We start from the raw sequence: 19539 nt of genomic DNA, 5'->3' as shown, positions 1-19539 counted from the left end.
TACCGCCGGCCGAACGTCAGGCGACGCGCCGTCGCCGCGCCGGCCGCGGTTTCGCACGGGCCTCGACCTCGTCGTAGAGCTTGCCGACAATGTCGCGCGTCGTTGCCTTTTCGATGCCCTCGAACCCGGGCGAGGAGTTGACTTCGAGCACCTTCGGCCCGTCGGAGGCGCGCAAGAGATCGACACCGGCAAGACCCAGACCGAAGGCGCGGGCGGCGCGAACTGCCGTCTCGCGCTCGATCTTGCTGATCCGCACCGTTGTCGCCGTGCCGCCGCGGTGCAGGTTGGACCGGAAATCGCCATCGGCCCCGGTGCGTTTCATCGAGGCCACGACCTTGCCGCCGATGACGAGGCAGCGGATGTCTTCTCCGGCGGCTTCGCGCACGAATTGCTGCACCAGGAAGTTCGCCTTGAGGCCCCGGAACGCGTCGACGACGGATTCGGCGGCCTTGCGGGTCTCGGCCAGCACCACGCCCTTGCCTTGCGTCGATTCGAGCAGTTTCACGATCACCGGCGCAGTTCCCACCAACTGCATCAGGTTTGACGTGTCCTTGGGCGAGGCGGCGATGGCAGTGACCGGCATGCCGATGCGCTGCGAGGCCAGCACCTGATGCGCGTGCAGCTTGTCCCGGCTCGACAGGATACCGGCAGAGCCGTTCACACAGTAGGTGCCGATGGTCTCGAATTGCCGGATCACCGCGCAGCCATAGGTCGTGACCGAGGCACCGATGCGCGGGATGACGGCATCGTAGCGCGGCAGGCGCTTGCCGTCGTAATGCACCTCGGGCGCCATCGCGTTGATCGCCATGTAACAGCGCGCGGTGTCGATGACCTCGACCGCGTGGCCGCGCTTTTCGCCGGCTTCGACAAGCCGTCGGGTGGAATAGTTATCCTCGCGGCTCAGCACGGCAATGCGCAGGGCGCGCTTGGGCGCTTCGCGGCGCACGGCGGCCGAGTGGTAGACGTCGTAGCTGAGATCCGGTTGCAGGCGTTTCTCGGTGGCCGAGATCGAGATGTGATCGTTGAGCGCCTGGCGTCCCAGCAGCATGCGGCTGGTCATGCCCGAACGGTTTGTCAGCGTGACCTCGATCGGCCAGCTTTGGCCGCTGACCTCGAGCCGGGTCGAGATCACGTAGCGCGTCTCGGCCTCGCCGTTGGACGAGGTGACCTCGCGCCGATCCACGATCGGGGCCGAACAGGCGATCGACAGGTCGTCACGGTTCTGAACAGGGTGAACGAGGAACCGAACCTTGGGTTTCGCGGCGGGACCGAAGACCTCGATCTCGCTCGCGTGCAGCGCCGAGGTGCGCGCACCGGTGTCCACCTTCGCCTTCAGCGCGGGCAGGCCGAGATCGGGAAGGGAAATCCACTCCTCCCAGCCGAAGTTGAGGGGGTCGGGCATGATGCGCTCCTGGGCTGCGGTCGGGCTGCGACCCCTATCGCATGCAAGTGGTGACTGCAATGTAACCTGACACGCCGTCGATCGCCTTGCGACGCTGGGACGCGCGGACAAGCTTGCGGCTCAGTCGTCGGCCGAGGCACCCTGCCGATTCAGGATCTCCTCGGCCTTGCGTGCCGTCCCCTCGACGAGGAACAGGTCCTCCTTTTGCCAGCTGCGCCGGTGCCGGTGCAGCGCGGCGACCGTTCCGAAGGCCGTTCCATCGGGCCGATGCATGGGTGCACCGAGATAGGCGCCGATCCCGAGTTCCCTTACCGCCGGATGGTTGGGGATCAACGGATGGCTGTTCGCGTCGTCGATCTGCAGCGGATAGTTCATCTCCACGACATGGGTGCTGATCGCGTAAGGTATCGGGATGTTCGCGCGTGGAAATCTTTCGGGCAGCTTGAAGCCAACCATTGCGTGCAGGTCGAACGACGCACCGTCAAGTTCGGCGATGACCACAGCCATCGAGCCGAGTTCGTCGCGCAGGCGTTTCGCCAGCAGCTCGAGCGTGATGAAATCCTGCACGACTGTCATGCGGAGTCGGCACGCTGTCCTGGCAGTCCCGCCACTGCCCCGGATGACGCTCCGTCTTGTCGCATCCGCGCCGGTGTCACGCCGTCAATGTGCCTGTCTTCGCGCATTTCTTTGACCTCCGGGACTACGGGACTTCCCGCAAAGGTTAACCGTTCATGCAATAACTTGCACGTTGCATTTGCATGTTGAGCTTCCGTTTGCTGATTCCATCAATAGTTGAAAACTGTGGTCAGCTTCGGCGGCACCGGCGCAATAGGGTCTTGGCCGCGCGCTCGAATTGCTGCAGAGGGGCGGAATGAGCACGTTCCAGTTCGACATCGCTGCCCGGGATGGCAAGGCGCGCTGTGGCCGGATTTCGACGCCGCGCGGCGCAATCCGTACGCCGGCCTTCATGCCCGTGGGCACGGCGGCGACGGTCAAGGCGATGATGCCGGAAAGCGTCGCGGCCACCGGCGCCGACATCCTGCTCGGCAACACGTATCACCTGATGCTGCGGCCGACGGCGGAACGTATCGACCGGCTTGGCGGCCTGCACCGGTTCATGAACTGGGACAAGCCGATCCTGACCGACTCGGGCGGCTTCCAGGTGATGAGCCTTGCCGAGCTGCGCAAGCTGACCGAGCGCGGCGTGACGTTCCGCAGCCATATCGACGGCTCGAAGCACGAAATCACGCCGGAACGCTCGATGGAAATCCAGCGCCTTCTGGGATCGGACATCATGATGTGCTTCGACGAATGTCCGGCGCTGCCCGCAGACCGGGATCGGATCGCCGAAAGCATGCGCCTGTCGATGCGGTGGGCCGCGCGGTCGCGCGAGGCGTTCGGCGACCGGCCCGGGCATGCCCTCTTCGGGATCCAGCAGGGCGGGCTGGAACGTGATTTCCGCGAAGAAAGCGCCGAGGCGCTGACCGCCATCGGCTTCGACGGCTATGCCGTGGGCGGTCTTGCCGTGGGCGAAGGGCAGAAGGCGATGTTCGGCTGTCTCGATTTCGCGCCCGACATGCTGCCGGAGGACAAGCCGCGCTACCTGATGGGCGTCGGCAAGCCCGATGATATCGTGGGGGCCGTGGCGCGCGGCATCGACATGATGGACTGCGTGCTGCCGTCGCGCTCGGGTCGTACGGGCCAGGCATTCACCCGGCGCGGCGTGGTCAACATCAAGAACGCGCGCCACCAGGACGATCAGCGCCCGCTGGACGAGGGTTGTTCCTGTCCGGCCTGCCGGAACTACAGCCGCGCCTACCTGCATCACGTCTTTCGCAGCCAGGAGATCATCTCTTCGATGCTGCTGACCTGGCACAACCTGCATTACTATCAGGAGATCATGGACGGCATGCGGCAGGCGATCGCGAGCGGCAGCTTCGAGGCCTGGCAGGCGAAGTTTCATGAGACGCGCGCGGCCGGCGACATCGAACCTCTGTAAAACGGCGCTCTACACCCCGGATCTAAAGGGAATGTTAACGCTGGAGTGGTCGACTGAGCAAAACGGCAGCCGTCGCATTGCCCGGCGCTTCGGTTGGCGCGTTTCCAGTTGAGACCGTCCCGACGTCCTTGCCGGGGCGGTTCGCCTCACGTTTCCGCGATGCACGGGCTGTGAAACAGGATATTGTGCCGACAGGCAGCGAAACCACAGGATCGGACTTGTGGTGCCTGCGGCCAGGCGGCAGACTGACTCAAGGCCGAAGGGACCGATGCGCTTGAAAACCCCGTGTCGAGGGCCCACGTTATGAGGCCGAGACGGAGAGAGCCGGAGCTGCCGAAAACCGGGGCTGGAGCTCTCTTGCTAACAAAGGAAACAGAATGACCAGACAGCTCAACCCTTCCTACCCGGTTCTGCCGCTGCGCGACATCGTGGTGTTTCCGCACATGATCGTCCCGCTGTTCGTCGGCCGGGACAAGTCGGTTCGGGCGCTCGAAGAGGTCATGGCCGACGACAAGCAGATTCTGCTCGCCAGCCAGATCGATCCCAGCGTGGACGACCCGGATTCCAGCGGCATCTACAAGGCCGGCGTGCTGGCCAACGTGTTGCAACTGCTGAAGCTGCCCGACGGCACGGTCAAGGTGCTGGTCGAGGGTCAGGCGCGCGTGCGCATCACCGAGTATCTCGACAACGACAGCTTCTTCGAGGCGCGGGCCGAGTACCTGACCGAGATGCCGGGCGACCTTGCTGCGACCGAGGCGCTGCAGCGTACCGTTGCCGACGAGTTCGAACGCTATTCCAAAGTCAAGAAGAACATCCCCGAGGAAGCGCTGGCCGCCGTCGGTGAAACCACCGAACCCGCGCGGCTGGCCGATCTGGTGGCGGGTCACCTCGGCATCGATGTTCAGCAAAAGCAGGACCTGCTGGAAACCCTGATCGTCAGCGAGCGGCTCGAGAAGGTCTACGGCCTGATGCAGGGCGAGATGTCCGTGCTCAAGGTCGAGAAGAAGATCAAGACCCGCGTCAAAAGCCAGATGGAGCGGACGCAGCGCGAGTACTACCTCAACGAACAGATGAAGGCGATCCAGCAGGAGCTGGGAGATGGCGAGGATGGCCGCAACGAGGTCGCCGAGCTCGAGGCCAAGATTGCCGAGACCAAGCTGTCGAAGGAAGCGCGCGAGAAAGCCGAAGCGGAGCTCAAGAAGCTCAAGTCGATGAGCCCGATGAGCGCCGAGGCGACAGTGGTGCGCAACTACCTCGACTGGATGCTGTCGATCCCGTGGGGCGTCAAAAGCCGGGTCAAGAAGGATCTCGGCCGGGCACAGAAGGTGCTCGACGACGATCACTATGGCCTCGAGAAGGTCAAGGAGCGCATCGTGGAGTATCTCGCGGTGCAGCAGCGCTCGGCCAAGCTGAAGGGGCCGATCATGTGCCTCGTCGGCCCCCCGGGCGTGGGCAAGACCTCGCTCGGCAAGTCTGTCGCCAAGGCCACGGGACGCGAGTTCATCCGCATCAGCCTTGGTGGCGTGCGCGACGAATCCGAAATCCGCGGTCACCGCAGGACCTACATCGGCTCGATGCCCGGCAAGATCATCCAGGCGCTGAAGAAGGCAAAGACCACGAACCCGCTCATCCTGCTCGACGAGATCGACAAGATGGGTCAGGATTTCCGTGGAGACCCGGCCTCGGCCATGCTCGAGGTGCTCGACCCGGAGCAGAACAACACGTTCGTCGACCACTATCTCGAAGTGGAATACGACCTTTCGAACGTGATGTTCCTGACCACGTCGAACAGCTACAACATGCCGGGGCCGTTGCTCGACCGGATGGAGATCATTCCGCTTGCGGGCTACACCGAGGACGAAAAGCGCGAGATCGCCAAGCAGCATCTGGTGCCCAAGCAGATCAAGAACCACGGGCTGAAGGCCAAGGAGTTCTCGGTCGATGATACCGCGCTGACCGCGATGGTGCGGGTCTACACCCGCGAGGCGGGCGTGCGGAACCTCGAGCGCGAGATCGCCAAGGTGGCGCGCAAGGCGCTGACGAAGATCGTCAAGAAAGAGGCCGAGGTGGTGAACGTCACTGAGGACAATCTCGACGATTTCCTCGGAGTGCCCAAGCACCGCTACGGCCTTGCCGAGAAAGAAGACCAGATCGGTGTCGTGACCGGGCTGGCCTACACTTCGGTCGGCGGTGAGCTTCTGAGCATCGAGGCGCTGCGCCTGCCGGGCAAGGGCCGGATGAAGACTACCGGCAAGCTGGGCGACGTGATGAAGGAATCGATCGACGCGGCGTCGAGCTACGTGCGCTCGATTTCGCCGAAGATCGGGGTCAAGCCGCCGAAGTTCGACACGCTGGACATCCACGTTCACGTGCCGGACGGCGCGACGCCCAAGGACGGGCCCTCGGCCGGTCTCGCGATGGTCACTGCCATCGTGTCGGTGCTGACCCAGATTCCGGTCCGCAAGGACATCGCGATGACGGGCGAGGTGACGCTGCGCGGCAATGCCTCGGCCATCGGCGGATTGAAGGAGAAACTGCTGGCGGCCCTGCGCGGCGGCATCAAGACGGTGCTGATTCCGCAGGAAAACGAGAAGGACCTGCCGGAGATCCCCGACAACGTAAAAAGCGGGCTCGAGATCATTCCGGTGAGCCACGTCTCCGAGGTGCTCGAGCATGCGCTGGTGCGCACGCCCGAACCGATCGAATGGGACCAGGAGGCCGAGGATGCCGCGGCGGCGGCTGCTCTGGCGGCCAAGGGCGGATCGGGCGACGGCGCCACGGCGCACTGATCCGAAGCACGGTCCAGGATTACGACCCCGCGCCGCAAGGCGCGGGGTTTTTTGTTTACGCGATCCGACCCTGGAAGACGGTGCCCGCAAGTTTTTGGCCTGCGCCTCTTGCACGACGCGCCGGCTTTGGCTAAATCCCCGCCGCATGGGTGATTAGCTCAGTGGTAGAGCGCTTCGTTCACATCGAAGATGTCAGGAGTTCAAATCTCTTATCACCCACCATTCCCTCCTGTGCGGTAGTCGCGAGCCGGGATGGCGATCCTTCCGGAAACCCGCATGACTCGTCGCGTTTCCCGCGTTGGCCGCACGGCTTTTCATTCGACTGCAGAGCCTTCATAACCCCGAAAACGACGTGAGAGACGCCCGCCTTGCGGGCAGGGGATGCGAGGCGAGTGATGATGCGGCTTGGGGCAAGGGGATTGGTTGCGTTTGGCGCGGCATTACTGGTGATCATGGCCTGCCTCGCGCTTCCCGGCTCGGCCGTCGCGCAGGCCGGATTGTCCGAGGCGGCGTCGCAGGACGGGGACACGGCAGAGCAGGGCGCGCCGCTCGATGCGCTGCTCAAGGTGCTCAAGGACCCGGAAGCGCGCGATACGCTGATCGCCGAACTCGAACAGGCCACCGCCGATGCCGGATCCGACGAGGAACCCGCCGCGGGACCCGATATCCTGTCGTTCGGCAGCCGCATCGCGACCGCGACCCAGACCGCCGTCGAGGATACCGCGGCCGCCCTGATCAGCCTGCGTGACAGCGTCACCGACGGGCGCTCGGTCTTCGACGGGCTCGATCCCGAAAGCCTGAACATTCTGGTCGAGGCGCTGCCGGGCCTTGGCCTGATCATCCTCTCCACCGTGGCGCTGTTCGTTCTGTTGCGCTGGTTCGCGGGCGGCTTCTACCGGTCCCTGGGCGTCCGGGCGGCCGGGACCAATGTCGTGCATCGCGTCGGCCTTTATGCCGGGTCGGTGCTTGTCGACGTGCTGATCGTACTGTTGGCTTGGGCGCTGGGGTACGTGGTGGCGCTCTTCGTGCTTGGCGTGCCGGGTCAGATCGGGTTCCGCCAGGCGCTTTATCTCAACGCCTTCCTCTTCGTCGAACTGCTCAAGGTCGCGTTGCGTGCGGTGCTCTCGCCCGCGGTGTCGGAGTTTCGCATCGTTCCGGTCAGCGACCGCGCCGCCGGGGCGCTGACGCGCTATTCCAGCGTCGTGGTCAGCATCCTCGGCTACGGGCACCTGCTGGTCGTGCCGATCGTGAACCGCTCGGCAAGCCCGGCGGCAGGCGCCGCGGTTTCGGCCATCCTGTCGGTGATCGTACTGGTCTATCTCGTCTACGTGGTCCTGCGCCGGCGCCGCGAGGTGGCGCGCTGGCTCGAGGCGGCGGCCGATCCCGAGCGGGCGCTGCATGCCGCCGCCGAGGAGGAAAGCGTCGAGGCGCAGGAGGCGCTGGACGACCGACCAGCGCCGTCGCCGGGTCCGGTCACCCGCACGCTGGCGGCGATCAGCCGCTACTGGCACTGGGCGGCGCTGGCCTATCTCGCCGGCATGTTCGTGGTAGTGATGACGCAATCCGACGACCGGACTTTCGCCGCCCTCATCGCCTCGGGGAAGATCCTCGTCGCCGTGGTCTTCGCGGCCCTGCTGTCGGGCTGGCTGGCGCGCGCCGTCGCGCGGGGTGTTTCGCTGCCAGGCGACATGACCGACAAGCTGCCGCTGCTCGAGGACCGGCTCAACCGGGTGATGCCACGGGTCTTTGCCGTGCTAAGGCTGGTTCTGGCCTTTCTCGTGGTCGTCTTCGCGCTTGCGACGATCGGGGTGCTGGACATCGGCGCCTGGCTCAAGGGCGGTGCGGGACTGAGCGTGACCACGACGCTGATGACGGTCGCGGCGATCCTGCTGGTCGCCTTCGCGCTCTGGCTGGCCCTGACCTCCTTCGTCGATTACAAGCTCAACCCCGAGTACGGCACGGTGCCGACAGCGCGCGAAACCACGCTGCTTACCCTGTTGCGCAATGCCGCGACGATCGCGCTGATGGTCCTGACCCTGATGTTCGTGCTCAGCGAGATCGGCCTCGACATCGGGCCGCTCTTGGCTTCGGCCGGCGTTCTGGGCCTTGCCATCGGCTTCGGATCGCAGAAACTGGTGCAGGACATCATCAACGGCGTCTTCATCCAGTTCGAGAACGCGATCAACGTGGGCGACGTGGTCACCGCCAGCGGCACGACAGGCGTGGTCGAACGCCTGTCGATCCGCTCGGTGTCACTGCGCGACGTGCATGGGGTCTATCACATCGTGCCGTTCTCCTCGGTCGATCTGGTGTCGAACTTCATGAAGGAGTTCAGCTATTTCGTCTGCGACATGGGCATCGCCTACCGCGAGGACGTGGACGAGGCCAAAGAGGCGATGCACGCGGCCTTTGCGAAGCTGCGCGAGGATCCCGAGATTGCCCGCGACATCGTCGACGAGCTGGAATGGTTCGGGCTCAACAGCTTCGGCGACAACGCCGTGGTACTGCGGGCGCGGATCAAGACCATACCGGGCAAGCAATGGGGGGTCGGGCGCGCCTACAACGCGGTGCTGAAACAGGTCTTCGACGAACGCGGCATCGAGATACCCTTCCCGCAACGCACGATCTGGCTGGGCGAGGCGAAGGACGGCAGCAGCCAGGCACTGCGGATCGCGGCTGCGGAAGGCGACTTTGCGCGTAAGCCGCAGGACGCTAACCAAACCGCTCCATCCGAGGAGGTGAAACCGCGCGACTACGACGCGCCGGAAAGCCCCGGAGACGACCGGTGAGCCTCTATCCGCCGCTCTACGTGCTGCGGCACGGCCAGACCGAGTGGAACGCGGCGCGGCGCCTGCAGGGGCATCTCGACTCGCCGCTGACCGAGCGCGGGCGTGCCGAGGCGCTGCAACAGCGTGATATCCTTGCGGCATGCGACCTCGTCGGCTACCGCGCGATCTGCAGCCCGCAGGGCCGGGCGTTCCAGACCGCGGCGCTGGCGCTGATCGGGCTCGTGCCCGAGATCCGAACCGACGGGCGGCTGCGCGAGATCGGGGTCGGCGACTGGGCCGGCACGGGCCTCGACGAACTCGAGGCCCGCGGCATGACATTGGGCGACAGCGACGGCTCGCTGATGCACTACGACCGTGCTCCCGGCGGCGAGGGCTTCGTGGCGCTGCATGACCGCTGCACGCGCTTTCTCGATGCGCTCGACGGGCCCGCGATCCTTGTCACACACGGCGTCACCAGCCGCATGTTGCGCCTGATCGTGGTAGGCCGCAGCATCTCGGACATAGATACGATGACGGGCGGGCAGGGCGTGGTCTACCGGCTCGAAAACGGGCACCAGGAACGCCTTGCGATAGGGGCTTGAAGCCCGCGCCCGGTTCGCGCTAAGACCCGCTGCACGGGTCGTTAGCTCAGTTGGTAGAGCGCTTCGTTTACACCGAAGATGTCGGGAGTTCGAGCCTCTCACGACCCACCATCCCCCTTACCGGATTTCCGTTCATCCTTCAGTTGCGCAGGCTCAGCACCGAGCCGAAGACGATCGTGACCAGCGCCAGCGCAGACAGCATCAGGAAGGCGGTCGGAAGGTCGGTGAGATGCGCGAGGAACCCGATCATCGGCGGTCCGAGCAGCATGCCTCCATAGCTCAGCGTCGCCACGCTAGCAATTGCCTGTCCGGGCGGAACCTCGGGATCGGCGGCCGCGCGCGAGAAGGCGAGCGGCATGATGACCGCATAGCCGACGCCGAGCAGCGCGAAACCGACGAGCGCGACGGCAAGACCGCTAGCAGCCACGACGACCAGAGCGCCGACGAGCGCGCAAGCCCCGGAGAGGCGCGCGGCGAGGACGGGACCGATGGCAGCGATCAGAAAGCTGCCTGAAAGACGGACAGCGACCATCGCCACCGAGAACACCGCGTATCCCAGGGCGGCCTGCGCCTTGGTAGTTTCGAGCACGGTGTCGAGGTAGACCGCGCTCCAGTCCGCCATCGCGCCCTCGCCGACGCAGGTGGCGAAGGCGACGAGCCCGACGATCAGGAGCGATTTCCGGGGCAGGGCAAAGACGGCTCCGGAGTGGGGCGTGGCGCGCCCGGCCCAGGGGCGTGCGGTCATCCACGCGGTCACGACGGCCAGCCCCACCGAAGCGAGCGTGAAATGCATGGCGACGCTCATGTCACCGAGCGCCGCGAGGTAACCGCTCAACGCGCCGATCCCAGCCCCGAGGCTGAACATGGCGTGGAACGTCGACATCACGGGCCGCGCGAGCGCGCGTTCGACCTCGGCTGCCCAGGCGTTCATGGCGACGTCCATGCCGCCGTGGCCGATGCCGAAGAGAAACAGCAGCAACGCCAGCACCCAGACCGACGGAGCGAAGGCCAGCAGGACGAGGGTCAGCGCATACCATGCCGCGAGCCAGCGCGTCAGGCGCCATGCACCGAGCCGGTCGGTGAGGGTGCCCGCGAAGGGGAAAGAGGCAATGGCACCGCCCGCGAGCATCAGCAGGAGCAGACCCAGCGTGTCCGGCTCGAGCTCGAGCCGCGCGACGAAGGCGGGAATGCGCGAGGCCCAGACGCCGAAAAGTGCGCCGTTGAAGAAGAACGCGGCGCTGACCGCGGCCCAGGGCGAGCGCAGCTTATGCATGGTGAACCTCCAGTCCGGCGCTCTCGAAGCGGGCGGTGATCTCGGGGGTCGCATCGGTGACGAGCAGGTCGATTTCGGACAGTGCAAGCGTTCGGAACCGCGCGCGTGCGCCGAGTTTCGCGGCCGACGTCACGACCATTACCTGTGCCGCGCATTCCGCCATCGCGCGCTTGGTCGCGGCTTCGGCGAGATCGTCCGAACTGAGACCGAACTCCGTGTCGATGCCGCAGGCACCGAGTACCGCGACATCGGCTGCGAAGGCGGCAAGCTGGGCGCTGCAATCGGCGCCGGTCGCGATGCCGCCCGACGCATTGAGTTGCCCGCCGAGAAGATGGGTGGGATGACCGGCTTCGAGGCTGGCGATGGCTACCCAGGGCGAGGGTGTGGCGATCATCCGGCCGGGACGGGCCGGGATCATGCGCGCGACGCTCAACGCGGTCAGCCCGCCATCGACGAGAATTGTGTCGGCCTGTTCGAGATGGGTGGCGGCAGCACGGGCGAGCGGAGCCAGGGTGCCCGGGTCGTCGCGGATCTTCTCAGGCATCGGTCGGTCCGGCGACCTTCGCGGAACCGCTCCGCCATGTACGCGCCGTGCAACGCCGGCCGCCTCGAGCGCGATGAGGTCGCGCCGCGCGGTGTCGAGCGAAACACCGAACTCCTCCGCGATCTCGGCAATCGAGAGGTCGTCGCCATCGTGCAGGCGCCGCGCAAGGTGGCGCTGCCGGCCGCCGGGTGCATTCAGTGTCATGCAGAACTCCGCAGAAAGTCGCAGATCAACGCATATCACTGCATACACGGAAGGCAAGGGGTATGATGCGGAAGGGTCAGCGGTATCCGACATGAAAACCGCCGCACTTTGGCGGCGGTTTCAAGAAGCATCTCACTTGCGCGCTCTGCATCGAAAGCATCTCTGTTAGGGAGGCGCGACAGACTGGCTTCTGCAATCGATGATAGCACAAAGCAGCGCGAGTCGCATCGGTTTCCTGATAGGCGATACCCAGGTTTCAGGATCAATTCGCGGTCCGTCGGTCCAAAAGCCGCGCGGCGCGACAAAAACTTTCAGATCAAGGGAACTCTAAGATCGATGCAGGGGTTGAACGACTGAAGCCCGGCAGAAAGCCGGGTAGTGACAAAAGAGTTTCGATGGTTTCGACGGTTCCGAAGGCGCGCGCGGCGTGCTCAGCCACCCCAACTGCGCACTGCACCGCAGTCCATGTGGACGAAGTTGGAGCCGTGATATTTACCGACACCGCCCGCCCGGCAAGCTTGCGCCGCCCGCGCCATCTGGTTGACCGACCGCGAGGACAGGCGCAGGTCGGCTGCCTGGCCTTTCAGGTGAAGCGAGTTGCGCGCAACGCCGCCGCTGCGACGACGGAGCATCGCGTTGGTCTCCGGGCTGCGGTAACCCGACAGAAGCATGTAGGGCTCGTTCACGTCCATGAGGTTGTGGGCCGCCGCCATGATGTCGATGGTCCGGTTGTCGATGCTGTGGACCTTGTTGTTGCGCCAGTCGCGCATGAAGGCGTTGATCTCCTTGACCGCGTCGGGAACGTACCGCCCCTCGATCCAGTAGATCATGTCGATGCGTTCGCCGGTTCGGCCCGAGTACATGCGGATCCGGCGGATGTCACCGCCGCCGCGCAGAAAACCGGCTGCCTTGGAGTAGTTGGGGGCAGCGACCAGCGCCGTCGCCGCGAAGGCACCAAGAATCGCACGGCGACTGATGCCCGTAGAGCTGTCGAATTTCATTTTCTGTCCGTCCCGTAGCCTGCTCGGCCCGTGATGTTACACGGGAGTGTCATCTTGTCCCCAGATGCAACGCCGATATTACATACGATGATTCGTTAACCAACCCCTGAATTATGGCGGGCTGGTTTCGGAACAATTTTAGGCAAATTATTGCGCATTTTTGCATCTGACAGGCGGCTTTCGGCGGGGGCATTTCGCCCGAAAGATGCGCCTTTGCATCAGAAGTTCGGCCGCAGTTAACGGCATCGCAAATGTGAATGGACTTGAATGGCGTGGCGGGCCTAACTCGAGAGAAAATCGTGACATCGTAAATTTGACAGGAAAAACATGAACTTCAGTTGTCGAAATTTGCTCGTGTCCTGCGCCGTGGTCTGTCTTGCAGCATCGCTCGTCGTGCGCCCTGCGCCGGTTCATGCGCAGGTCACCGCCTTCAAGCAGGCCGTCGCCGAGGCGGCTGTGCGCGATGCGGATGTCGCAGCCTTTTACCGCGACAACAATTATGCGGCGCTTTGGACCGATGAGGAGGACGACCGCGACCGGCGCGCGATGCTGCTGCGCGCGCTGAGCACGGCCGATCACCACGGGCTTCCGGCCGCGCGGTACGACGTCGATGGTCTGACCGCCCGGATCGCGGCAGCGCGCAGTCCGCGCGATCTCGGACTGCTGGAGATCGAGCTGACGCGGGTCTTTCTTGCCTATGCACGCGATCTGCAGACCGGGGTCCTTGTGCCTTCTCGGGTGGTCTCGGCCGTCAAGCGCGAGGTGCCCTACCGCGAGCGGTCCGAGATCCTGGCGGACGTCGCGCGGCTGCCGGCCCGGGATGCGTTTCGCGCGCTGGTGCCGACAAGCCCGGAATATGTCGCCCTGATGCGGGCCAAGCTCGGGATGGAGCGCCAGCTGGAACGCGGCGGCTGGGGTCCGGTGGTCACCGCTGGAAAGCTCGAACCCGGTGACAGCGGTCCCGGCGTCATCGAACTGCGCAACCGGCTCGAAGCGATGGGATACCTGCCGCGCAGTCTCGGCAGCAGATACGACGCCGCGATGCGGGAAGCGGTGGAGGTCTTCCAGCGCGACCACGGGCTGGAACCCGACGGCGTCGCCGGCGCCGACACGATGGCCGAGATCAACGTCGGCATGGCCGCGCGCCTGCAGTCGGTGATCGTCGCGATGGAGCGTGAGCGCTGGCTGAACCGCGACCGCGGCGCGCGGCATGTCCTGGTCAACCTGACCGATTTCACCGCCAAGATCATCGAGAACGAACGCGAGGTGTTTTCCACCCGCGCCGTGATCGGCTCGGAAAAGCCCGACCGCCAGTCGCCCGAGTTCTCCGACAGCATGGAGTTCATGGTCATCAACCCCAGCTGGTACGTGCCACGCTCGATCGTGACCAAGGAATATCTGCCCAAGCTGCGCGCCAACCGTCACGCGGTCGGCCACATCTACGTGACCGACCGGCGCGGCCGTGTGGTCAATCGCAACGCGGTGAATTTCGCCCAGTACAGCGCGCGCAACTTCCCCTTCGCGATGCGCCAGCCGCCGGGGCAGCGCAACGCCTTGGGGCTCGTCAAGTTCATGTTCCCCAACCCTTACAACATCTACCTGCATGACACGCCGTCGAAGGATCTGTTCAACCGCGAGGTGCGCGCCTTCAGCCACGGGTGCATCCGGCTGGCCGATCCGCAGGATTTCGCACATGCGCTGCTTTCAGTGCAGGAGGTCGATCCCGAAGGGTACTTCAACGCACGCCTGAGCACGGGCAACGAACAGCGCGTGAGCCTCGAAAAGCCGCTGCCCGTTCACCTGATCTATCGCACCGCCTTCACCACGGTACGCGGCCAGACGCAGTTCCGGCGCGACATCTACGGGCGCGACGCGGCGATCTGGGAAGCGCTGTCGAAGGCGGGGGTGGCGCTGCGCGGCGTTCAGGGTTAAATCCACCCCGAAGATCGGGGGTGACATGAGCCACAGCGTCAGCGAGATCGCAGCCGGGATCGGCGCCGATTGTCACGGCGACGGCAGCATCGTCATCCGCGCCGTGGCCGAGCCGCAATCGGCCGCCCCGGACGAACTCGCCATGGCCTCGGACGCCAAGTACGCCGAGGCGCTGGGGCAAGGCCGGGCGCGCGCGGCGATGCTCTGGCCCGGGGCCGACTGGCAGGCGCTTGGGCTCGAAGCGGCGATCATCCCGAAACGCCCGCGCTTTGCGCTCGCCGCTCTGTCGCGCCGGCTCGATCCCGGACAGGGTTTCGCCCCCGGCATCCATCCCACGGCCGTCATCGATCCGGAGGCGGACCTCGGGGAAGACGTCAGCGTCGGCGCTTTCACGGTGATCGCTGCCGGCGCCCGGATCGGCGCGCGCTCGGTCATCGGACCGCAGTGTTTCATCGGATGGAACGCGACCCTGGGCGAGGATGCGTTTCTGCGCGAACAGGTCAGCATCGGCGCGCGCGCGACCATCGGCGCGCGGTTCATCGCCAATCCCGGTGCCCGGATCGGCGGCGACGGGTTTTCCTTCGTCACGGCCGAAGCCTCGGGTGTCGAGGCGGCGCGCGACACGCTGGGTGACCAGCAGGAGAATGCCGCGCAGCCTTGGACGCGCATCCATTCGCTCGGAGCTGTCAGCATCGGCGACGATGTCGAGATCGGCGCGAACTCGGCGGTGGACAATGGCACGATTCGCGACACCCGGATCGGCAACGGCACCAAGCTCGACAACATCGTGATGATCGGACACAACGTGATCGTCGGGAACGACTGCCTGATCTGCGGTCAGGCCGGTGTCGCGGGATCGTCACGCATTGGCAATAACGTCGTGCTGGGCGGCATGACCGGCATCAACGACAACATCTTCGTGGGCGACCGGGTGATCACCGGCGGCGGATCGAAGGTGGTGTCGAACGTCCCGGCCGGCCGCGTGATGATGGGTTATCCGGCAACGAAGATGGACACGCATTTCGAGATCTACAAGGCGCTGCGCCGGTTGCCGAAGATGCTGCAGGATGTCACCGAACTGCGGAAAGCGGTTTTCAAACCCGGGTCCAATGACTAGATCGACCGCCAAGGAACGCAGGAGAGCCCCATGAGTGTCGCAGACATTTCCGTTCGCGATCGCGTCATCGAGATCATCGCCGAACAGGCGGTGCTCGAGCCCTCCGACGTGACGATGGAGACCACGCTCGAAGAGCTTGGCATCGACAGCCTCGGGATCGTCGAGAGCATCTTCGCCATCGAGGAGGCGTTCGACATCTCGGTGCCGTTCAACGCCAACGCGCCTGCCGAAAGCGATTTCGACATTTCTTCGGTCGCCACTATCGTGGCCGGCGTGGAAAGGCTGAAGGCCGAGCAGAGCTGACGCTACATGAAACGTGTCGTCATTACCGGGGCGGGAACCATCAACGCGCTCGGCCACAGCGTTCCCGATACGCTCCGGGCGATGAAGAACGGCGTCTGCGGCATCGGCGCGTTGGCGATGCGCGACGTGGAACGCCTGCAGATCCAGATCGGCGGGCAGGTGCGCGGCTTCGAGGCCGAGGGGCGCTACAATCGCCAGCAGATCTCGCTTTACGACAGGTTCACCCAATTCACGCTGGCCGCGGCACAGGAGGCGATCGGCCAGTCGGGGCTGGAGTTTCACGGCGAGCTTTCGGCGCGGTCGGGCGTGGTGCTGGGCACTGCCGGCGGCGGCGTCAGCACCTGGGACGACAATTACCGGGCGGTCTACGAGGAAGGCAAGAACCGGGTCCATCCCTTCGTGGTGCCGAAGCTGATGAACAATGCTGCCGCCAGCCACGTGTCGATGGAGCACAACCTCAAGGGCCCGTCCTTTACGGTCTCGACCGCATGCGCCTCGTCCAACCACGCGATGGCGCAGGCCTTTGCCATGGTCCGCTCGGGCATGGCGCCCACGATGGTGACCGGCGGGTCTGAGTCGATGCTCTGCTTCGGCGGGGTCAAGGCGTGGGAAGGCCTTCGGGTGATGTCGCGGGACGCCTGCCGACCGTTCTCGGCCAACCGAAACGGCATGGTGCAGGGCGAGGGCGCGGGCATCTTCGTCTTCGAGGAATACGAACACGCGCGCAAACGCGGCGCGGACATTCTCTGCGAGGTCGCGGGCTTCGCGATGTCCTCGGACGCCGCCGATATCGTGATGCCATCCAAAAACGGCGCTGCACGGGCGATGGCAGGCGCACTTGCGGACGCGCAGATCGACCGGGACGAGGTCGGCTACATCAACGCTCACGGCACCGGCACGGCCGCCAACGACAAGACCGAGTGCGCCGCGGTGGCCGATGTTTTCGGGCCGCACGCCGACCGGCTGATGATCTCATCAACCAAGTCGATGCACGGGCATCTGATCGGCGGCACCGGGGCGGTCGAGCTTCTGGCCTGCATCATGGCGCTGCGCGAGGGCGTGATCGCGCCCACGATCGGCTACGAGGAACCGGACCCCGAGTGCGCGCTCGACGTGGTGCCCAACGAGGCGCGCGAGGCAAAGGTCACGGTGGCGCTCTCCAACGCCTTTGCCTTCGGCGGCATGAACGCGGTCCTGGCGCTTCGGAAGGTCTGAGCGCGCGGCGTCGCAAACAGGCGCGACCCGTCGCCGGCCACCCCCGACGCTTACAAGACAGGCAAGCGGGGAGCGGCTGACATGAAGATCGGTTTCATCGGGCTCGGCAACGTGGGTGGCAAGCTTTGCGGCTCGCTGATCCGCAACGGGCTGGAGGTGCGTGTACACGATCTCGACCCGGCGCTGGTCGCGGCGAAGGTCGCCGCGGGTGCGCACGACGGCGGTAAGCCCCCCGCGATGATGGCGGCCTGCGACGCGGTCATCACCTGCCTGCCGTCGCCCGCCGCCTCTGCCGCGGTGCTGGGCGAGATGATGCCCGAGGTCGGGCCGGGCAAGATCTGGATGGAGATGTCCACGACCGACGCCGACGAGGTGCGACGCATCGGGCAAGAAGTCCTCGCGGCCGGGGGTGCCGCGGTCGACTGCCCGGTCTCGGGCGGATGCCACCGCGCGGACACCGGCAACATCTCGATCTACGCCGGGTGCGAGCGCGACACCTTCGAGCGCATCCTGCCGCTGCTCACGGTGATGGGCCGGCGCGTGCTGCACACCGGGCCGCTGGGATCGGCTTCGGTGCTGAAGGTGATGACCAACTACCTTGCCACGGCCAACCTGCTGACACTCTGCGAGGCGCTGACCGTCATGAAAGCCTCTGGCGTGGATCTGGGGACCGCTTTCGAAGCGATTTCAATATCTTCTGGCACGTCCTTCGTGCATGAGACGGAAAGCAAGCTGATCCTGTCGGGCGCCCGCGACGTGAATTTCACCATGGACCTCGTACAAAAGGACATCGGCCTTTTTCAGAAACTCGCCGACGATGCCGGCGTGCCGCTGGAAATCTCACCCTTGCTGATCGAGATCATCGCGGACGGGCAGCGCCGTTATGGCGAACGGGCACAATCGGACCGGATCATCGAGCGGCTGGAAGAGGCGACCGGGCTCAGCGTGACCGCGCCCGGTTTTCCTGATGAACTGATCGACGACGAACCCGAGGAACCGGGCTACGAGGTGGTGCCGGCGCGCTAGGACAACGTCCCGTCCGCGCCGAGCGTGGTCTTGCCGCCAAGATAAGGCGCCAGCGCCTCGGGCAGGACAACCGAGCCGTCTTCGCGCTGGCCGTTTTCCAGCACCGCGATCAGGGCGCGCCCGACGGCGAGCCCGGAGCCGTTCAGCGTGTGTACGAATTGCGGCTTGCCGCCATCGGCGGGCTTGAACCGGGCGTTCATGCGCCGCGCCTGGAAGTCGCCCGTGGTCGAGACCGACGAGATCTCGCGATAGGCGTTCTGGCCAGGCAGCCACGCCTCGATGTCGAAGGTGCGCCGCGCCCCGAACCCCATGTCGCCGGTGCAAAGGATCACCGTGCGGTAGGGGATGCCGAGCCGTTCGAGGATGTCCTCGGCGCAGCGCAGCATACGTTTCTGTTCGTCGTCAGAGGTGTCGGGATGGGTGATCGAGACCATCTCGACCTTCTCGAACTGGTGCTGGCGCAGCATGCCGGCGGTGTCGCGGCCCGCCGATCCCGCCTCGGACCGGAAACACAGCGTATGCGCCGTCAACCGGACCGGCAGGTCATCGGCCTCCAGCACGTCGCCCGCGACCGAGTAGGTCAGCGTCACTTCCGAGGTGGGCACCAGCCACCAGCCGTTGGTGGTCTGGTAGCTGTCGTCGCCGAACTTCGGCAGCTTGTCGGTGCCGTACATCGCCTCGTCGCGCACGAGCACGGGTGCGTTGATCTCGGTCAGCCCGTTCTCGCCAGTGTGGGTGTCGAGCATGAACTGCGCCAGCGCCCGGTGAATGCGTGCCACAGCACCTTTCAGCATCACGAAGCGCGCGCCGGAGGTCTTGGCGGCGGTCTCGAAATCCATCGACGCGGCGACACCGGCGATTTCGTAATGTTCCTTCGGCGTGAAGTCGAACTCGGCAGGCGTGCCCCAGCGATTTACCTCGACGTTGTCTTCTTCGTCGGCCCCCTCGGGCACGTCCTCGGCCGGGAGGTTGGCGATACGTGCCAGCATGTCCGTTAGCTTCGCATCGAACGCGCCCGCCTCGGCCTGGAGCGCCGCCACGGCGGCTTTCTTCTCGGCCACCAGCGCGCGCAGTCGCTCGAATTCGGCCTCGTCGCCCTTGGCCTTGGCGGCGCCGACCTCCTTCGAGGCGCGGTTCTGGTCGGCCCTGGCCTGTTCGGCCTCGGTGATCCGGGCGCGGCGGGCTTCGTCGAGCGCCAGGATCTCGGACGACACCGGCGCATCCCCGCGCCGCGCGAGGGCGGCATCGAAGGCGTCAGGGTTTTCGCGGATCGCGCGGATGTCGTGCATTGCTCTGGTCCCGGTCTGAGTCGTTCCGGCGCCCTTATGACCGATCTGGCGGCGGACCGTAACCGGGATCGTGTC

General features: G+C 65.4%; 15 protein-coding genes and 2 tRNA genes. 11 read left to right on the top strand and 6 right to left on the bottom strand.

Translation table 11 applies throughout. The features are described from left to right. Positions 1 to 16: 16 nt before the first annotated feature. On the bottom strand, positions 17 to 1402 hold the full coding sequence (gene rimK, locus R5H30_RS01975; RefSeq protein WP_318326302.1) for a 30S ribosomal protein S6--L-glutamate ligase: 1386 nt from the start codon (positions 1400 to 1402) through the stop codon (positions 17 to 19). Between the two features lie 120 nt (positions 1403 to 1522). Beyond that, a complete protein-coding gene (locus tag R5H30_RS01970) occupies positions 1523 to 1978 on the bottom strand; it encodes a GAF domain-containing protein (protein WP_318326301.1) in 456 nt (151 codons plus the stop codon). A gap of 295 nt (positions 1979 to 2273) precedes the next feature. On the opposite strand from R5H30_RS01970, the gene tgt reads away from it, so the two are divergent. The 6 genes from tgt (at position 2274) to R5H30_RS01940 (ending at position 9671) form a co-directional block, all read left to right on the top strand. Further along, on the top strand, positions 2274 to 3401 hold the full coding sequence (tgt, locus tag R5H30_RS01965; protein ID WP_318326300.1) for a tRNA guanosine(34) transglycosylase Tgt: 1128 nt from the start codon (positions 2274 to 2276) through the stop codon (positions 3399 to 3401). Between the two features lie 377 nt (positions 3402 to 3778). Further along, complete coding sequence (gene lon / locus R5H30_RS01960) at positions 3779 to 6190, top strand: endopeptidase La (protein ID WP_318326299.1); 2412 nt, start codon at positions 3779 to 3781, stop codon at positions 6188 to 6190. A 147-nt stretch (positions 6191 to 6337) separates the two neighbouring features. Next, a tRNA-Val gene (locus R5H30_RS01955) sits at positions 6338 to 6412 on the top strand. A 230-nt stretch (positions 6413 to 6642) separates the two neighbouring features. After that, positions 6643 to 8979: a mechanosensitive ion channel domain-containing protein gene (locus R5H30_RS01950; protein WP_318326767.1), complete on the top strand. Its 2337-nt coding sequence runs from the start codon at positions 6643 to 6645 to the stop codon at positions 8977 to 8979. Beyond that, positions 8976 to 9560, top strand: a complete 585-nt coding sequence (locus R5H30_RS01945; protein ID WP_318326298.1) for a histidine phosphatase family protein — start codon at positions 8976 to 8978, stop codon at positions 9558 to 9560. The genes R5H30_RS01950 and R5H30_RS01945 overlap by 4 nt, the downstream gene beginning before the upstream one ends. Before the next feature lie 35 nt (positions 9561 to 9595). Further along, positions 9596 to 9671 (top strand) — tRNA-Val (locus tag R5H30_RS01940). 28 nt (positions 9672 to 9699) lie between these two features. Here the strand turns inward: R5H30_RS01940 and R5H30_RS01935 are convergent. The 3 genes from R5H30_RS01935 to mepK form a co-directional block, all read right to left on the bottom strand. Continuing rightward, positions 9700 to 10833 (bottom strand): MFS transporter, encoded by a 1134-nt coding sequence (locus tag R5H30_RS01935; RefSeq protein WP_318326297.1) that lies wholly within the window; start codon positions 10831 to 10833, stop codon positions 9700 to 9702. Beyond that, positions 10826 to 11581: a DeoR/GlpR family DNA-binding transcription regulator gene (locus R5H30_RS01930; RefSeq protein ID WP_318326296.1), complete on the bottom strand. Its 756-nt coding sequence runs from the start codon at positions 11579 to 11581 to the stop codon at positions 10826 to 10828. Before R5H30_RS01930 ends, R5H30_RS01935 begins: the two co-directional genes overlap by 8 nt. Before the next feature lie 431 nt (positions 11582 to 12012). Continuing rightward, positions 12013 to 12582 (bottom strand): peptidoglycan L,D-endopeptidase MepK, encoded by a 570-nt coding sequence (gene mepK, locus R5H30_RS01925; RefSeq protein ID WP_318326295.1) that lies wholly within the window; start codon positions 12580 to 12582, stop codon positions 12013 to 12015. 327 nt (positions 12583 to 12909) lie between these two features. Between mepK and R5H30_RS01920 the strand changes: the two genes are divergently transcribed. The 5 genes from R5H30_RS01920 (at position 12910) to R5H30_RS01900 (ending at position 18175) form a co-directional block, all read left to right on the top strand. After that, positions 12910 to 14514, top strand: coding sequence for a L,D-transpeptidase family protein (locus R5H30_RS01920; RefSeq protein WP_412105091.1), 1605 nt, complete (start codon positions 12910 to 12912; stop codon positions 14512 to 14514). A 25-nt stretch (positions 14515 to 14539) separates the two neighbouring features. Continuing rightward, positions 14540 to 15631, top strand: a complete 1092-nt coding sequence (gene lpxD / locus R5H30_RS01915; RefSeq protein ID WP_318326294.1) for a UDP-3-O-(3-hydroxymyristoyl)glucosamine N-acyltransferase — start codon at positions 14540 to 14542, stop codon at positions 15629 to 15631. A 45-nt stretch (positions 15632 to 15676) separates the two neighbouring features. Then, a complete protein-coding gene (locus R5H30_RS01910) occupies positions 15677 to 15934 on the top strand; it encodes an acyl carrier protein (protein WP_318326765.1) in 258 nt (85 codons plus the stop codon). A gap of 6 nt (positions 15935 to 15940) precedes the next feature. Continuing rightward, complete coding sequence (locus R5H30_RS01905) at positions 15941 to 17149, top strand: beta-ketoacyl-[acyl-carrier-protein] synthase family protein (RefSeq protein WP_318326293.1); 1209 nt, start codon at positions 15941 to 15943, stop codon at positions 17147 to 17149. An 81-nt stretch (positions 17150 to 17230) separates the two neighbouring features. Next, positions 17231 to 18175, top strand: a complete 945-nt coding sequence (locus R5H30_RS01900) for an NAD(P)-dependent oxidoreductase (RefSeq protein WP_318326292.1) — start codon at positions 17231 to 17233, stop codon at positions 18173 to 18175. On the opposite strand, the gene serS is transcribed toward R5H30_RS01900, so the two are convergent. After that, the gene (gene serS / locus R5H30_RS01895; protein WP_318326291.1) at positions 18172 to 19464 is read right to left on the bottom strand and encodes a serine--tRNA ligase; all 1293 of its coding nucleotides are present in this window, start codon (positions 19462 to 19464) and stop codon (positions 18172 to 18174) included. The two genes, R5H30_RS01900 and serS, sit on opposite strands and share 4 nt — an antisense overlap. Positions 19465 to 19539 lie beyond the last annotated feature (75 nt).

This window comes from Roseobacter sp. FCG-D35 (assembly GCF_033436665.1).
Classification (GTDB): Bacteria; Pseudomonadota; Alphaproteobacteria; order Rhodobacterales; family Rhodobacteraceae; genus JAWQFO01.
Note: the sequence above shows the minus strand (reverse complement) of the source record. Positions and strands in the feature narration are given on the sequence as shown.

Coding starts and splice junctions, on each gene's coding strand:
- R5H30_RS01950 (WP_318326767.1), top strand. CDS start 6,643: ATGGCCTGCCTCGCGCTTCCCGGCTCGGCCGTCGCGCAGGCCGGATTG.
- R5H30_RS01920 (WP_412105091.1), top strand. CDS start 12,910: ATGAACTTCAGTTGTCGAAATTTGCTCGTGTCCTGCGCCGTGGTCTGT.
- R5H30_RS01935 (WP_318326297.1), bottom strand. CDS start 10,833: ATGCATAAGCTGCGCTCGCCCTGGGCCGCGGTCAGCGCCGCGTTCTTC.
- rimK (WP_318326302.1), bottom strand. CDS start 1,402: ATGCCCGACCCCCTCAACTTCGGCTGGGAGGAGTGGATTTCCCTTCCC.
- R5H30_RS01930 (WP_318326296.1), bottom strand. CDS start 11,581: ATGACACTGAATGCACCCGGCGGCCGGCAGCGCCACCTTGCGCGGCGC.
- R5H30_RS01970 (WP_318326301.1), bottom strand. CDS start 1,978: ATGACAGTCGTGCAGGATTTCATCACGCTCGAGCTGCTGGCGAAACGC.
- tgt (WP_318326300.1), top strand. CDS start 2,274: ATGAGCACGTTCCAGTTCGACATCGCTGCCCGGGATGGCAAGGCGCGC.
- lpxD (WP_318326294.1), top strand. CDS start 14,540: ATGAGCCACAGCGTCAGCGAGATCGCAGCCGGGATCGGCGCCGATTGT.
- R5H30_RS01900 (WP_318326292.1), top strand. CDS start 17,231: ATGAAGATCGGTTTCATCGGGCTCGGCAACGTGGGTGGCAAGCTTTGC.
- R5H30_RS01905 (WP_318326293.1), top strand. CDS start 15,941: ATGAAACGTGTCGTCATTACCGGGGCGGGAACCATCAACGCGCTCGGC.
- mepK (WP_318326295.1), bottom strand. CDS start 12,582: ATGAAATTCGACAGCTCTACGGGCATCAGTCGCCGTGCGATTCTTGGT.
- lon (WP_318326299.1), top strand. CDS start 3,779: ATGACCAGACAGCTCAACCCTTCCTACCCGGTTCTGCCGCTGCGCGAC.
- serS (WP_318326291.1), bottom strand. CDS start 19,464: ATGCACGACATCCGCGCGATCCGCGAAAACCCTGACGCCTTCGATGCC.